The sequence below is a fragment of the Clostridium sp. LS genome, assembly GCF_002760435.1.
Classification (GTDB): Bacteria; Bacillota; Clostridia; order Clostridiales; family Clostridiaceae; genus Clostridium.
In genome coordinates, this window is the sequence record NZ_AUUU01000044.1 from 1 (window position 1) to 15,428 (window position 15,428).

The following is a 15,428-nucleotide window of genomic DNA, read 5'->3' on the forward strand; positions in this document are numbered from 1 at the left end:
TGCCAGCCTATTTTCCATGGCAACTTTGGACTTGTTATTTATTTTCATGTGCCTTAAGTACAAATGAAGAGAATACATATATTCTCTAACCAGTAGAGTATATATGTATTCTCTTCATTTACTTATTAATTAATTTTTAAGTATTAAAATTATTCATCTATTCAGTTAAATATTCTTCGAGCTGTAGCATACTTTTCAGCATAGTAGCCATCGGATAGTGAACTTACCATTACTGGCTTTCCTGTTCTTGGCGCGTGAATAAATTCCCCGCCTCCTATATAAATTCCAACATGGCTTATTGATCCTTCTGTATTGAAGAATACTAAATCTCCTGGTCTTAAATCATTTCTATTTACTTTAATTCCTTCATTAACTTGAGAATATGTAGTACGCGACAATCCCACTCCAAATTTATTGTATACGTATTGTGTCAATCCGGAACAATCAAAAGCATTGGGTCCATTCGCACCATAAACATATGGTTTTCCTAAAAATTTATATGCGTAATTAACAACTTCATTTCCTTTACTAATTGTACCTCTCGAAACACTATCAGTATTACTTGAGGAAACATTTTCATCTGAAGGTGCTTTAATTACCTTAGTTGTTTTAAGCTCGCTTGTTTTTAGTGTAATTCCTTTATTAGCTGTCAGTGTAGTATCGGCTTTAGCATTTTGAGTGTTAATAAAGCAAACTCCTAAAAAAATAAAAGTTGCAATTATGCATTTTGTAAGCATATTCTTTTTATTTCTCATCTCAATTCCCTCTCATGACCTAAATTATATTATACTAGAAAACATTTTCACTTCTGCTTATATTATCTTGAAATTTTCAAACATGTTTTTAGTATATTCAAAAGTTGGATACAGGTCAAACTTTTGACACAATTATATCTTTATTTACAATAAAATATCTTCAGTTTTCTCATGATTCCTCATTAAGATGACTATTTACTCTAAATTTATAATTTTCTGACTTTTCAACTTATATTTTGCCGCCAGTATTACTTATTTTCTTAAATGGGGCATATTTCAAATTTGGTACAAAAAATGATTTGATAATATAATTCTTGTTGTATTTGAATTGAAGATAAGAGTTGAATTAGCGATAAGATAAAAGTGATAAATGATAAGTTAAGGAAGAAAAGCCATAGGATTTTCAAAACATCCTTAGAAATCGCTTAATCAGAAAAGTTCATGTATCCAAACTTTACATTTTGATACATGAACTCTTTTTAAGCTTCATCTTCAACTTATCACTTTTAACCTATAGCTTCTCATTAATTAAGCTCTTATTTCTTTAAGAATTTCTAGCAGATATTCAAAACATCTGCGAACAGATGGTATACTCATATGCTCATTCGGTGTATGAATGTCAAATATATCTGGGCCAAAACTAATCATATCTAAATCTCCTAAATTTTCCTTAAGAATTCCACACTCCAGCCCAGCATGGATAGCTACAACTTCTGGCTCTTTTCCATACATTCTTGAATATACTTTTTTACATGTATCTCTTATTTTTGAATCTGCTTTATATGGCCACTCTGGGTAACTTGAGTTAACTATAAATGCTCCTCCTAGAATTTCAGTTAAACACCTATTTCTTTCAACTATTTCTGCTTTTAATGAATATATAGAACTTCTTACTGCACTGTGATATTCTATATTATTTTCATTAGTTACAACTACTCCAAGGTTTGTTGAGCTTTCTGTTAATCCTTCTATTTCAGAACTAACTGTATTTATTCCATTTGGATATAGATAGGATAAACTAATTGCTTTTTTTGTAGTCTCATCTGAAAACACCTTTTCTACTTTTGCTTCATCAGATAATAAGATTACCTCCAAACCAGGATCTTTCTTAATAAATTCATTTTTAAATTCTTCCAATACTCTTGCCTTAATTTCCATTAATTCTTTTTCCTTCGATTGATCAATTGAGATAATTGCTACAGCTTCTCTAGGGATAGCATTATCTTTTGCACCTCCATTTAAGGAAACTAAATTTAAATCAATTCCTTTAGAAATTTCTCTTAACAATCTTCCCATTAGCTTATTAGCATTTCCTCTTCCAAGATGGATTTCAGCTCCTGAATGACCTCCCTTAAGGCCTTTGACCTCTAGTATGAATTCCTTTGTATTATCTTTTTTATTTATCCAATCAATAGGTAATGTAGACTGAGTTCTGATTCCACCAGCACAGCTAACCCAAAGCATTCCCTCTTCTTCGGAATCAAGGTTTAAAACAATTTTTCCATTCAAATGTTCTCGTTTCACAGCTCTAGCTCCACTCATCCCAGATTCCTCATCTGTTGTTATTAATATTTCAAGTGGTGGATGCTCTATTGTATTATCTTCTAATATTGCCATTGCATAAGCAACTGCAATTCCGTCATCTCCCCCAAGAGTAGTTTTGTCAGCATATATATAATCATCCTTGACTATAAAACTTATAGGATCCTTTGTGAAATCATGAACTTTATCATTATTTTTTTCACAAACCATATCCATATGACCTTGAATTATAACTGTTGGTGCTTTTTCATATCCTTTTGATGCTGGCTTTTTTATAATGACATTTAAAGCTTCATCTTGAATGCACTCTAGACCTAATTGTTTTCCAAATCCAATCAAATAATCACTTATTTGCTTTTCATTTCCAGAACCTCTAGGTATCTTATTTATCTCCTTAAAGTGATGGAAAATTCTTTCCTCTGTAATATTCTCTAAAATTTTCATAGTTTGTTCTCCCTTTCTCCAATTATGTGATAAAATATCAATATACATATCTTTTTCTTAGTTTATCATAAAATATTTCTATATTTATTTATATTATTATTATTTTATGATTTATTATTTCACACACTATAAGTATAATATATAAAATTTTAATGTGAGGTGTTTGTATGCAAAAAACAAAAATGATTTTTACTATTGGTCCAGCAAGTGATAACGAAGAAACTTTAAGAAAGTTTATCGAAATTGGAATGAGCGCTGCAAGATTAAATTTTTCTCATGGTACACATGAATCACACAAAGAGAAAATCGAATTAATCCAACGTATACGTAAAGAGATGAATTCTGCTACAGCTATTGTTCTTGATATAAAGGGTCCAAAAATCAGAACTCATAATTTCATTAATGACGGCGTAACTCTTAATGAAGGAGATGATTTCGACTTCATTTGTGGTGAAGAAATCCTTGGTGATGAAAAGAGATGCTCTATTTCATATGATGTTCTTTATCAAGATATAAAAGTTGGTGGAAAAATTCTTGTTGATGATGGTTTATTAAAGTTTAAAGTTACTGGTGTTGACGGTAAAACAATACATACAAAAGTTATTGTTGGTGGAATGATTAAAAATCATAAAGGTGTTAACGTACCTAATGTAATAATTAAATTACCATCTATTACTGAAAAAGATATTGAAGATATTAAATTTGGATGTCAAATGGGCGTTGACTTTATAGCTGCTTCTTTTATAAGAAAAGCTAGTGACATTTTAGATGTAAAAAAAGTTTTAAAAGAAAATCATGGTGAGCAAATAAAAGTAATTGCTAAAATAGAAAACCAAGAAGGCGTAGATAATATGGATTCAATTATCGAAGTAACTGACGCTGTAATGGTTGCCAGAGGAGACATGGGTGTTGAAATCCCAATCCAAAGAGTGCCTATAATTCAAAAACAAATTATTAAAAAATGTAATGAAGCAGGCAAAGTAGTTATAACTGCAACTCAAATGCTTGATTCAATGATTAGAAATTCACTTCCAACTAGAGCTGAAGCGAGTGATATTTGTAATGCCATTTTTGATGGAACTGATGCAATCATGCTAAGTGGTGAAAGTGCTTCTGGTCTTTTCCCAATAGAAGCTGCAAAAACAATGTCTAAAATAGCTCAAGAAGCTGAAGAATATTTAGATTACAACCACTTAACTTCAAGATTAAGAGAACCTTCTCTTAATGATTACGCATCTGCAATAAGCTACTCAGCTTGTAGAACTGCAAATATGCTGCATGCAAAAGCTATAGTTGCTGCAACTAAGAGCGGATCTACTGCAAGAATTCTTTCTAGATATAGAGTTAAAGCTCCAATCATAGCAATAACACCTTACGATCAAGTAAGAAGATCATTAAACTTAAATTTTGGTATATGCCCTATGAAATGCGACATGTTTAATACAACAGATCAAATATTAACTGAAGCTAAAAATATAGTACATGAATTAGGTATAACTCAACCTGGAGATGACATAATAGTTGCTGCTGGAATGCCAACAACTCATACTGGTGGAACTAATATGTTAAAGATAGAAAAAATTTAGTAAGCAAAAGAGGAATGGAATTTTACCCCATTCCTCTTTTATTTATTCAAACTTAAACCCTTTAAGTAGATCTCCTAACGATGTTCCTGTTTCTTCATTATTATCAACATAGTCAAGATATTCCTTATTAGTATCAACAGCTTCTTTTATACTTAAAGATATCTTTCTTTCTTCCCTATTAAAGTTTAATACTTTAACTTTAACTTTTTGATTAACTTCTACAACATCTGAAGCTTTTGCTATATGTTCATCAGTAATCTCAGTTATATGTACTAGACCTTCAATTCCATCAAATAGTTCTACAAATGCGCCAAATGATGTTAAACGCACAACTTTTCCTTCTAGAATATCTCCTTCTTTAATATTATCACTGTGTACTGACCATGGCTCTTTATTTACATCCTTTAATATTAAAGATAATCTTTCATTTTTCTTATCTATGTTGCCTATAAATACTTCAACTCTGTCGCCTTCACTAACTACTTCTTCCGGCTTATTAACTCTCTCCCAAGATAAGTCTGAAAGATGAATTAAACCTTCTATCCCTCCAATATCTACAAAAGCACCAAACTTAACTAGCTTTTTAACAACACCACTTCTCTTTTCGCCTTCAACCAAGCCGTTCCATACTGCCTTTTTGTTCTTATTATACTCTTCTTCTTCAATTATTTTTCTAGACGCTATAATCTTATTATTCCTAAAATCTAATTCTGTAATTCTAACATTAAATTCTTTTCCAACCAAGGTGCTAAGTTCTATTCTTTCTCTGCTTGCAAGGGAACCTGGAATAAATATTCTAACATTGCCATAATAAGCAATTACTCCCCCTTTAGTTTCCTCTTTAACTTTTACTACAATATCCTTTTGCTCTTCATAAACCTTCTTCAACTCATCTTTATCTTTTAATGCTTGAGCTCTAATTAAAGAAAGTTCAACATACCCTTCACCATCATTTGGCGATAATACATATACATCAATTTCATCGTCCTTATTAACTACTTCCCTAGGATCTTTTCCATCCACTGATAATTCATCTTTAGATATCAATCCATCAAAAGCATAGTTTATATTAACTGAAACTTCTTTATCATTTACATCTATAACTTTGCCTTTCAAAATATCTCCTTCACTTAATCTCTTTACATCATACTCATTTAAAAGTTCACTCATGCTGATTTCTTCATTAGACATTATAAAATCACTCCTTAATTTATAATTTAGGCACGTATATTGATGTATTATTTCTTGATTGTGCCTTACCTTACTTACAATATTAGCCCAAGAAAAAACATTATACAAGTATAGTTCATCTACTCTAGGTATTCTTTGATACATTCTTATATTAATATTCTTTTATCATTGATTAAATACACATAAACAAAACGGTATTAATTAACCCTTAAAGAGTTAGATATAACTACTATTGATGAGATATTTGAACTTATAGTACTTATATCTTATTGTAATTATCCTTTTTAGTCCTTTTTCGTTGTTTTTCCATATTGTGTATAGGAAATCTTTTTTATATAATAAATACATAATCTTTAAAGGGGGGCTCACTATTCATAAGATTAAAAAAAGATATATTTTAACCATACTTTTAACATTTATATTTACATTTTCTAGCTTACCTTTGGATACTTTGTCATTTGTAGGTATAAATAAATCAAGTAGCAACATTGTTTTTGCAAAATCTAGTAGTAGTAGCAGTAAATCGAGCTCTAGCAGCAGTAGTAAATCTAGTTCTAGCAGCGGATTCAGTTCAGGATCTTTTAGTGGCTCAAGCGGCTCGAGTTCATCTAGCAAATCTTCTACAAGTAGTGATTCTACTAGTTCCAAGAGCGGGGAAGGATTTAAATCCGGAAGTTTCTCAAGTGGAAGCTCTACTAATAGCTCAGATTCAAGTACATCATCTTCAAGCACAAGCAATGGTGCTGCAAAAGGATTTAGTAGTGGCTCCTATTCTACAACTGATAAAAATAAAAATAATGATTCTTCAACATCTTCAAACACAAATGATAATAATAGTAGTAATAATACTCAAACCTATAATTCAGGTTCTGGAAGGAGTTCATTTTGGCCATACTTCGGTGGAGGTGGCGGATATTTTTACAGACCGTTTTATTTTGGTTCAGCTTCAAGTTCATTAATTAATGCTTTAGTTTTAGCTGGAATATTTATACTAGCTATCCTAATAATAAAAAAATATTTAAATAATAAAAGAAAATAATAAAATTTTGGAGGTAATAACATGGGAATTTTTTCGAGAATGTCAAATATGCTTAAAGCAAAGGTAAATAACACTTTAGATGAAATGGAGAACCCTATTGAATTATTGGATCAAAAATTACGTGATATGGATGAACAATTCAATAAAGCTAAATTAAGTTCAGCTCAAATTTTAGGAAATGTTCATGAGATTGAAAAGAAGTTAGATGCTGCAAAAAAAGAGTCTGAAGATTATGACCAAAAGGTAAAATTAGCACTAAGCAAAGGAAATGAGGATTTAGCTAAAAGAGCTTTAGCTAAAAAAGTAGAAACAGACAAAAAGATTTCTTCTTTACAAGCTAGCTATGATAATGCTAAAACACAAGCTGATACATTAAAGGCAAATCTTCGTGCTTTAGAAGAAGAAATAACAAAAACTAGAAGCTATAGAGATGAAGCTGCTGCAAGATTTGCAAATGCTGAAGCATCTCAAAAAGTTAATGAAGTTCTTGCAAATGTTCAAACTAAGAGCAATTCAATACAAATTGACAGCATTGAAAGGAAAATTCAAAGAAAAGAATCACTTGCACAAGGATTAGGTGAATTAAGAGACATAGATAACTTTGATAGTGAGTTCGAAAAATTAGATGAAGTTGACTTGGATCTTGAATTAGCAAAATATAAAACTAACTAGGTGGTAAGATGGATAATAGTAAAGATATTGATTTCATAAATGAAGAACGAAGATATTGGGGAAAGATTTACACTGATGTTGCCTATGCTATAAGTGAAATATCCCCTTTTATCCCCGAAAAAGATTTGAAGATTCGAAAGTATTTTACTAAAACATCAATTCTTCAAGAATATATTAAACTTTTAGACTCAGCCGAAGCTGATTGCAAAAAGAAATCTTTATTTTCAATGTTTAAATCTAACCCAAGTATTACTTTGCTTCAAGATTTTAAAACTAAAAATATGGAAGTTTTTAAACAGCTAGAAAAATGTTCCCACTGTGAATGCTTAAATTGCGCTTTTGAATGCAAATTTAAAAAGTGCTCTAGCTGTAGAAGTGGTTCTAGGATTTGCTCTTGCGATAAAGAAAAGGTTAATGTAAGAAAGTTTGAAAATTTCACTTTGGATCTTACTAACAATGACACTGGAGTATCATCGAAGTATAAAGCTCTAGCTGTAGTTGAGGATTGCACTTTGGACAATCTGTATATTCTATTAGAAAATCTTAATAATTCAAGTGATAAACTTGTATTATATTATTATCCTGGAATTAGAGATGATTCATTTGGTGAAATAACTAATCCTGAAGAATTTGATTTTATAGTAGAAACCTATCAAAACGCTGAGTAAATAATTTATCTCAAATATTAATACTTATTTAGACACTGTCAGAAATACCTGCTATAGTTACACTTAGCTATAGCAGGTATTTTTTAATGCATTAACCCTCATCATAAAGAGAGAACTGCTGTATTTCTAATTTTTTTCTCTTTTCCATCTCATTGAAACAATAGTTTATAATATCACTTCTTTTTATTATCCCTATAAAAGTCCCATTATCATCAGTTACTGGAACAAAATTCTGACTTTCAGCCAACGATATTAAACTTTCTATATTAGATGTTATAGAAACAGATTTATGATTTATTCTTCTTGGTATATCTTTAACTTTTACAGATTCAATATTTTTAAAGTTTAAATTATGGGTATTTTTCAATTTCCATAGCAAATCGCCCTCTGTTAATGTCCCTACATATTTTCCTTCCTTATCTATAATTGGAATCGCCGTATACCTATGGTGCTCCATCTTCTCCATAACTTGTCTCATTGTTGCTTCTTGATTTTCACATATAACTTCATTTTTGGGAGTAAGAAAAAAGGCTATATTCATAAATAAAATCCTTTCCTTAAATGTATTCGTTTAATTTTTATTTACAAATCTATTTTATCATATTTTATCTTAAAATTCCTTAAAGAAATTATTACTTATTGTTGAATATTTATTAATATGACCGCTTCTTCCCATTATTCTCTAATTTATAGATATAATTTAGGTATGTTTCATTTTTTAAAATACTGTTAACTTCATCATACCCATCCTCCCCTTGAAGGGTTTTTTTCACCAAAACTTCGCACAAAACGTTACTTCTACATTTAGGACATGTTCCTACTGCTGCAAATCTCCAATTTAAAAGTTCAATTGAAGTTTCTAATTCAATTCTTTTTCCACACTTAGGACAGCTTAACTTTAATCTTTCTTCATCAATTTTCACATCTTCTAGATTTGATACATGAATAGCAGGCATATTATATATATCACTAACTATATAATTTTTAATTACTCTAGAATTATATACCCTTCTAAACACTTCCACAGTATACTTAGCATCATTTAGCGCATCATGTAATTTTGAATCATCAACTTTAATTTTAAGTTCATCTAAAGCCGCTTTTAATCCTAATGCCTTTTTATGAGCTAGCATTTTAGAAGTATATTCTTGTATATCTAAATACTCATTAAGCCATTTCAAGTTACTATAGTTATGATGATGTGCATTAATAATTAGCTCTGCAACATCATCTTTCGCCCATGAGCAAAGAACATCTCCTTCCTCGAATAGATCCTTAAGTTTATCTATCGCTTCTTTAAAAGATATTCCCTTTTCATTAAGTGTATCTGCATCTATTTTAGTAATTTCAGTTACTATAGGATTAATTATAGGAAATACACTTGGCTTAATATATTCTCTCATTTCACTTATAGTTTTCATGTACTTATCTACTTTTACAGCCCCAATTTCAATAATCTCATTTTCTAAATCTACTGCTTTAAATTCACCATACTTATCAAAAAAATCTTTGTAGTAATTTGTTATATTTTTCAAGTTGTTAAACTCTAGATCAACAATAATATATCCCATACTTAATCCTTCCTAACGCTACTTTATAATTATAATATATTCTAAAAATCTATACCTGCAAGCTTCATTAAATGAATTGCATTTTGTGTTTCACTCTTTCCTCTTCTTAATATATAATCAAATTTAATTTTATCATTTTCATAGAACTCTCTAAAGTTATAATTTATTATGCCTTTATTTTCTTTTTCCAAATCACATAATTCTAAATCATGAGTGGATACAAGGCCAACTCCTCCATACTCAATTAACTGCTTAATAAGCACTTTTGCACCAATATGCCTATCTTTAGAATTTGTTCCTTTAAATATTTCATCTAAAAGGAAAAATATCTTTTCTCCTTTTTTACATGCTTCTATTAACATTTTTATTCTTAAAATCTCTGCATAAAACGAAGAAATATTTTCTTCTAAATTATCTTTTGTCCTCATACAAGTATAGGTACTCATAATTCCGCAAGAGAATTTCTCTGCACATACAGGTGCTCCAATGTAGCTGAGGATCAAATTTACCCCTAAAGTTCTTAAAAATGTGCTTTTACCAGACATATTAGAACCAGTAATTAATGCTGCTTTCTTCTCGCCTTTTAAAGAAAATGTGTTTTTAACCGCTTTTTTCCCAAGGAGAGGATGCCCTATATTAACTCCTTCTATTTCGCTTGCATCTAGAACTATTGGATAAGTCCAACCTTCATTCTCAAAAGACAAATTTGATATACTGCAGAGTGCATCTATTTCGTGCATTACTTTAAGCCATTCTTCAAGCCTCTTTCCATTTCTTTCTCTCCACTTTTCCAAGCTTCTTATTAAAAATACATCTGAGAATAAAAGGACATTCAATATTAAATAGTAAGCATTATATTTACTATCTCCTGCCCAATCTAATATATTGGAGAATTTCCTAATTTCTTCTTTGCAGCTTAACTCCTTCTGTTTTAGCTTACCATGTAGTTTCTTTAAATATAGAGAATTAAAATTTTCCTCCTCTATCAATTGCAATATCTTGCTATATCCGTATACGCTATTTTTTATGGATTCAAATAATTCAAGTTCCTTTACCATCCCTTTAGATAATATCTTAATTACAATGAAATTTACTAATAAATCTAAAAGAAAAAATGATTCTGGTACTATTCTTTTAAAACATACATATATAGTGCATATGGTTGATAATATAAATGTACAAGCAATAGCTACCCTCAATGGACTTGAAGATTCTTTATTCTTACTCCATTTAATTAAGCTGTCTAAATCTATATCTTTTGATTTTTTTAGATTCCCTTCAACAATTATTTTTTGTCTCCATACAGATTTTTCTCCTAATTCCTTAACTGCTTCCTGTCTTTCATTTATTTGATTTTTTCTTAATACTTCTTCATTCTTCAATAATTTTACTAATAATTCTCTTCCCCCTTTTGTTACTGTAGTATTAATATATTGAAAAACCGAATTATTTCCGAAAACATCCAAATCATTTATGAATGGATGTTTGCCATCTAAATATTCTGAACCATTATCGTCAAAAGAACTAAACTCATTATTAATTCTCTTTAATCCATTTTGGTTTATATTTAATAGTAAATCAATTCTTTTTCTTTGTTCAAATATTCTGTTATGATAAAAAACCAAATATAGAAAAAAGCATATAAGAAAGATTGTTGCTACTATCATAAAACTTATTTTATTTTGCTTATATAAAAAATAGTCAACTAATATAAGAGAAAGTGCTACTGCCAATCTAGCCCAGCCTACAATTTCAACTTTTGTACTTAATGATTTACTTTTACTTTTATTTATTTCTATATTATTTTTATAAAATTCTTCTGCTAAACTCATAATTTCTCCTTATTATAACTTAATAATGAAAGTTATAATTTTCATTATATATAATAGTTTTAATAATCACTACTATTTCTATTTTACGTTATTAGAAAAAAGTGTCAATTACTTACACTACATTTTTTTGATTTTTCATGGATCTAAAACTTTTCATCATTGAAAAAGACTATCTTCCAAATCATATTGAAAGATAGTCCTACTATTTCTAATAATTTATACTTTTTTGTAAACTGAAGGCATTACATATTCATATGGAATCTCAGTTTTATTCAGAGTCTCTGAAAGTCCAATAAAAAGATATCCTCCAGCCTCAGTTGCATCATAAAATTTTTTTATAAGTTTCTCTTTTGTTTCTTTATCAAAATATATCATAACATTTCTGCAAAAGATAACATGAAACTTTTTTCTAAAAGGAAAATCATCCATTAGATTAAATAATCTAAAAATTACTTCCTTTTTTAATTTTGAATTTATTTTGTATTTTTTATTATCTACATTATTAAAGTAATTTAATTTCCAACTTTGCGAAACTTTCTCTAAGCGATTTATATCATACATACCTTCCTCCGCCATATTAAGGACATCAATAGATATATCACTCGCCAAAATCTTCTTGTCCCATGAACTGCTTTCCTCTGAAAAATAATCCTGCATTATCATTGCTAGGGTATAAGCTTCCTCTCCTGACGAACACCCCGCACTCCAAATTCTTAAATCTTTATCTCTAACAGTAGTTGATAAATACGGTAATACTTTATTTTTAAAGAATTGAAAATGTTCATTCTCTCTCATAAAAAAAGTATGATTTGTAGTGAGCTTATTAATTAATGTTGTTAGTTCACTTTGTGTGATATCTGAGAAGACATAATCAAGATACTGTCTAAAACTGGTAAAGCCTTTTTCAATAAGAACATTATTCAATCTACTCTCAACGAGATTTTTTTTATGTGTCAAATTTATACCATAATTATTTTTTAAGAACTTTGTAAGTTCTGCAAATTCCTTTTCACTAATATTAATCATAAACACACCTACCAATTACAGCATATAATTAACAACTATTAATTTTGAATTAGTATTTTCCAAACTCTCTATCGCTTAAAACGAGTTTCCTATTAATTGTTTTTGTTATTTCTTTAATAGGAATGCTAGCCCCTTCGTTATAATTTAGTTTGTCCGTATATTTACTATTTAGCGGACCATTTATCATAGTATTACTTTTAAGCTTAAAATTAGAAACCATTTCCTTAAGTAATTCTGCCTGACTTGAAAGTTCTTCACTTGCCGCTGCACTTTGTTCAGCAGTTGATGAGTTTTCCTGAACTACTTGTGATACTTGATCGATTCCTAAATTTATTTGAGAAATACTAGAAGCCTGTTCATTTGACAATGCAGCAATTTCCGCCACAAGTTCAGCTGCTTTAGATACACTTTCTACCATTTCATCTAACGCTTTGGCTGTTTTATTTGTTATCTCAGTTCCTTTTTCAATTTTCTTTATAGAACCTTCTATAAGATCCGTAGTTTCTTGAGCTGCATTTGCACTTCTTTCTGCCAAGTTTCTTACTTCCTCAGCAACCACCGCAAATCCTTTACCATGTTGACCTGCTCTTGCTGCTTCTACTGCTGCATTAAGTGCAAGTATATTTGTTTGGAATGCTATTTCATCTATGACTTTTATTATTTTTGAGATATTAGCAGAAGATTCATTTATATTGCTCATAGATTTAAGCATCTCTTCCATATGTTTATTTCCTTCTTCTGCATTTTCCTTTACCTTGAGAGCAAGTTCCTTAGCTTGATTTGCATTATCAGCATTTTCTTTTGTTTGATTTGCAACATCAGCTATAGAAGCATTTAATTCCTCAATAGCACTTGCTTGTTGTGTAGCACCTTGTGATAATCCTTGGCTAGCATCTGAAACTTGGCGTGAGCCTGAAAGAACTTGCTCTGAAGCATTATTTATCTCACTAATAACATTATTTAAAGAATTTATTGTAGAATTAACGGATGATGCTAATACACCAAATTCTCCTTTATAATTCTCACTAATCGAAACTTGCAGGTTTCCTTCTTCAAGTTTAGTCATACCTTCAATTACATCCTTTATTGGGGCTACCATAGCTTCAATTAATTCGTTTATTCCGACTACTATTTTCTTGAAATCCCCACTGTGTTTTGCTTCATCTGCTCTCGTATCCAAATTTCCTTCCATGGCTGCATTAGATAACACATTCGCATCTGTTATCAATGCATTTATATTATCAATACAATTATTTAAGTTATTTTTTATTTCATTAAAATCGCCATAATAAGTATCTGTTATTTTTTCTGGTATATCTCCTTTACTTATTCTATCTACATATTCTGCTGCAACATTTAGTGGTGTTATTACCGAATCTAGAGTTGCATTTACTCCTTCTACTATTCTTTTAAAGTCCCCACTATGTTTTTCTGAATCCGCTCTTGTATTTAGTTTTCCTTCTATTGCTGCTTTTGATAGCATGCCAGCATCTGCTATAAGGTTATCTACTGCATTTTTTACATCCTCTAAACTATCATATATTCCCTTGAATTGTTCACTAACCTCTTCAGTATATTTATCTGCCTCTTGAATCTTAAGATCAAAATTAGTATTTCCATTAGATAATAACTTTAAATTTTCTTCAAGTCTCTTAACTTCAATCTTTGTATAATCACTTACTCTGATAATTGGAGTTAAATCAGTTACAACTTCAACATACCCGACATTTTCACCATTTTTATTCTTTAAATATGATGTATCTTGTTTATTACTCATACCACACCATTCAAAGAAACTTTCTGCCTTGCCTTTTTGAAGTTGTTTTATACCGCATTTCTCAGTATTACATATATTTGCTCCTGCATGACTACATGCTAATCCATACCCTGATTTACGATCTTTGATAACACCTTGGTTAGTCAATAAATTTTCAAAGGACTTATTCATATATGTCCAATTCATATTGTTATCTGTAACATGTATTGGAAATGGTATAGCATCTATAATAGCTTCATACCAAACAACCTTATCTACAATGGTATCTAAAGTACCATTTACTCCTTCTATAACTCTTTTAAACTCACCTTCATGTTTTGATAAATCTGCTCTTGCATCAAAATTTCCTTCTATAGCCGCCATTGATAACATATTTACATCCATTACTAATGATCTTATGTTTTCTACCATCTTCTTTAAGGCTGGAGCTAGTTCATCTCTTTCATCTTTTAAAGATATATCCATACTCACATCGCCCTTAGATATATTATTCATAACTTCAATTATTTTAGATTTTAATTCATCTGCAAAAAAATCCAATGCTTTAGACATTTGTCCTATTTCATCATCTGTATGTATATTTGTTTTTTCAGCAAAATGACCTTCGCACATTTCTTCAATTATATATAATACTCTTTTTATAGGCTTAGTTATTAAACGTGAAATATATATTCCAATTAGTATTGATATGCTCATAACGAAAATAATTACTACAACCACTGTTATCATTGTAATGTCAGCATTTTTAGTATTTAAATCCGCTCTTTCTTTTGCATCACTAACCTTTGTTTGTACCATTTTTTCTATAGCATCTTCTTCCGCCTTTGATGCTTTACCTAATTCACCGTCATCTCTAATCATAGCCAAAGCTTCTTCACCTTTATTTTCTTTTACAAGGCTAACCATTCTATCATATTTTTCTCTATAGTTACTTCTTGCTACTTTAAAAGTTTCAAACTGCTGTCTCATATTTTCTGAAAGAATTGTCTTGTTAAATTCTTCTGCTAGCTTATCAACATTTGCTCTTTTCTCTTGAACTTCCTTAATATCTGTCTCAATATCAGCAGCTGATTGTGCCGTTACTATCTCTCTTGCAAGTACTCTTGTTCTTTGAAATTCCGTTGATATTTCTGATATTTGTGAAATAGGCACTGTCATATGTTCATATAATACTGTTTCTTCATTGTCTAAAGATTTTAAATTCATAATTGCATAAATACCCATTATTCCTGTAATTAATGATATTAATACAAAGCTTAAGATTAATTTTTTACCAATTTTCAAATTTAAAAACCAATTCATTTATTAACCTCCCATTTTTTTAG

At 29.9% G+C, this 15,428-nt stretch carries 12 protein-coding genes; 4 read left to right on the forward strand and 8 right to left on the reverse strand.

The window, feature by feature from the left end; genetic code table 11:
• Positions 1–161 precede the first annotated feature (161 nt).
• Positions 162–755 (reverse strand): C40 family peptidase, encoded by a 594-nt coding sequence (locus COL3_RS11545; RefSeq protein ID WP_008423673.1) that lies wholly within the window; start codon positions 753–755, stop codon positions 162–164.
• A gap of 528 nt (positions 756–1,283) precedes the next feature.
• Positions 1,284–2,741, reverse strand: a complete 1,458-nt coding sequence (locus tag COL3_RS11550) for an aminoacyl-histidine dipeptidase (protein ID WP_008423671.1) — start codon at positions 2,739–2,741, stop codon at positions 1,284–1,286.
• A 167-nt stretch (positions 2,742–2,908) separates the two neighbouring features.
• Here COL3_RS11550 and pyk point away from each other — a divergent pair, with 167 nt between their 5' ends.
• Positions 2,909–4,327, forward strand: a complete 1,419-nt coding sequence (gene pyk / locus COL3_RS11555) for a pyruvate kinase (RefSeq protein ID WP_008423669.1) — start codon at positions 2,909–2,911, stop codon at positions 4,325–4,327.
• A gap of 42 nt (positions 4,328–4,369) precedes the next feature.
• On the opposite strand, the gene rpsA is transcribed toward pyk, so the two are convergent.
• Positions 4,370–5,518 (reverse strand): 30S ribosomal protein S1, encoded by a 1,149-nt coding sequence (gene rpsA / locus COL3_RS11560; RefSeq protein ID WP_008423666.1) that lies wholly within the window; start codon positions 5,516–5,518, stop codon positions 4,370–4,372.
• 442 nt (positions 5,519–5,960) lie between these two features.
• Between rpsA and COL3_RS11565 the strand changes: the two genes are divergently transcribed.
• Genes COL3_RS11565 through COL3_RS11575 form a run of 3 tightly spaced genes read left to right on the forward strand, consistent with a single transcriptional unit; the run spans position 5,961 to position 7,897 of the window.
• The gene (locus tag COL3_RS11565) at positions 5,961–6,557 is read left to right on the forward strand and encodes a hypothetical protein (protein ID WP_242982123.1); all 597 of its coding nucleotides are present in this window, start codon (positions 5,961–5,963) and stop codon (positions 6,555–6,557) included.
• Positions 6,558–6,578: 21 nt separating this feature from the next.
• Positions 6,579–7,229, forward strand: a complete 651-nt coding sequence (locus COL3_RS11570; RefSeq protein ID WP_008423662.1) for a PspA/IM30 family protein — start codon at positions 6,579–6,581, stop codon at positions 7,227–7,229.
• A gap of 8 nt (positions 7,230–7,237) precedes the next feature.
• Positions 7,238–7,897 carry a hypothetical protein gene (locus tag COL3_RS11575; protein WP_008423660.1) on the forward strand — a complete coding sequence of 220 codons (660 nt, stop codon included), beginning with the start codon at positions 7,238–7,240 and terminating at the stop codon, positions 7,895–7,897.
• 91 nt (positions 7,898–7,988) lie between these two features.
• On the opposite strand, the gene COL3_RS11580 is transcribed toward COL3_RS11575, so the two are convergent.
• From COL3_RS11580 to COL3_RS11600, 5 genes are all read right to left on the reverse strand, one after another.
• A complete protein-coding gene (locus tag COL3_RS11580; protein WP_008423658.1) occupies positions 7,989–8,438 on the reverse strand; it encodes a CBS domain-containing protein in 450 nt (149 codons plus the stop codon).
• Positions 8,439–8,550: 112 nt separating this feature from the next.
• The gene (locus COL3_RS11585; RefSeq protein ID WP_008423656.1) at positions 8,551–9,468 is read right to left on the reverse strand and encodes a 3'-5' exonuclease; all 918 of its coding nucleotides are present in this window, start codon (positions 9,466–9,468) and stop codon (positions 8,551–8,553) included.
• Between the two features lie 41 nt (positions 9,469–9,509).
• Positions 9,510–11,300 carry a MutS family DNA mismatch repair protein gene (locus tag COL3_RS11590; RefSeq protein WP_008423654.1) on the reverse strand — a complete coding sequence of 597 codons (1,791 nt, stop codon included), beginning with the start codon at positions 11,298–11,300 and terminating at the stop codon, positions 9,510–9,512.
• Between the two features lie 216 nt (positions 11,301–11,516).
• Positions 11,517–12,326, reverse strand: coding sequence for a protein-glutamate O-methyltransferase CheR (locus COL3_RS11595; RefSeq protein WP_008423652.1), 810 nt, complete (start codon positions 12,324–12,326; stop codon positions 11,517–11,519).
• Between the two features lie 49 nt (positions 12,327–12,375).
• Positions 12,376–15,405, reverse strand: a complete 3,030-nt coding sequence (locus COL3_RS11600) for a methyl-accepting chemotaxis protein (RefSeq protein WP_008423649.1) — start codon at positions 15,403–15,405, stop codon at positions 12,376–12,378.
• Between the last annotated feature and the right edge of the window lie 23 nt (positions 15,406–15,428).

Bases quoted from the DNA above. Each gene is read 5' to 3' on its own strand.
- COL3_RS11545 (WP_008423673.1), bottom strand. From the start codon at position 755: ATGAGAAATAAAAAGAATATGCTTACAAAATGCATAATTGCAACTTTT.
- COL3_RS11550 (WP_008423671.1), bottom strand. From the start codon at position 2,741: ATGAAAATTTTAGAGAATATTACAGAGGAAAGAATTTTCCATCACTTT.
- pyk (WP_008423669.1), top strand. From the start codon at position 2,909: ATGCAAAAAACAAAAATGATTTTTACTATTGGTCCAGCAAGTGATAAC.
- rpsA (WP_008423666.1), bottom strand. From the start codon at position 5,518: ATGTCTAATGAAGAAATCAGCATGAGTGAACTTTTAAATGAGTATGAT.
- COL3_RS11570 (WP_008423662.1), top strand. From the start codon at position 6,579: ATGGGAATTTTTTCGAGAATGTCAAATATGCTTAAAGCAAAGGTAAAT.
- COL3_RS11575 (WP_008423660.1), top strand. From the start codon at position 7,238: ATGGATAATAGTAAAGATATTGATTTCATAAATGAAGAACGAAGATAT.
- COL3_RS11580 (WP_008423658.1), bottom strand. From the start codon at position 8,438: ATGAATATAGCCTTTTTTCTTACTCCCAAAAATGAAGTTATATGTGAA.
- COL3_RS11585 (WP_008423656.1), bottom strand. From the start codon at position 9,468: ATGGGATATATTATTGTTGATCTAGAGTTTAACAACTTGAAAAATATA.
- COL3_RS11590 (WP_008423654.1), bottom strand. From the start codon at position 11,300: ATGAGTTTAGCAGAAGAATTTTATAAAAATAATATAGAAATAAATAAA.
- COL3_RS11595 (WP_008423652.1), bottom strand. From the start codon at position 12,326: ATGATTAATATTAGTGAAAAGGAATTTGCAGAACTTACAAAGTTCTTA.
- COL3_RS11600 (WP_008423649.1), bottom strand. From the start codon at position 15,405: ATGAATTGGTTTTTAAATTTGAAAATTGGTAAAAAATTAATCTTAAGC.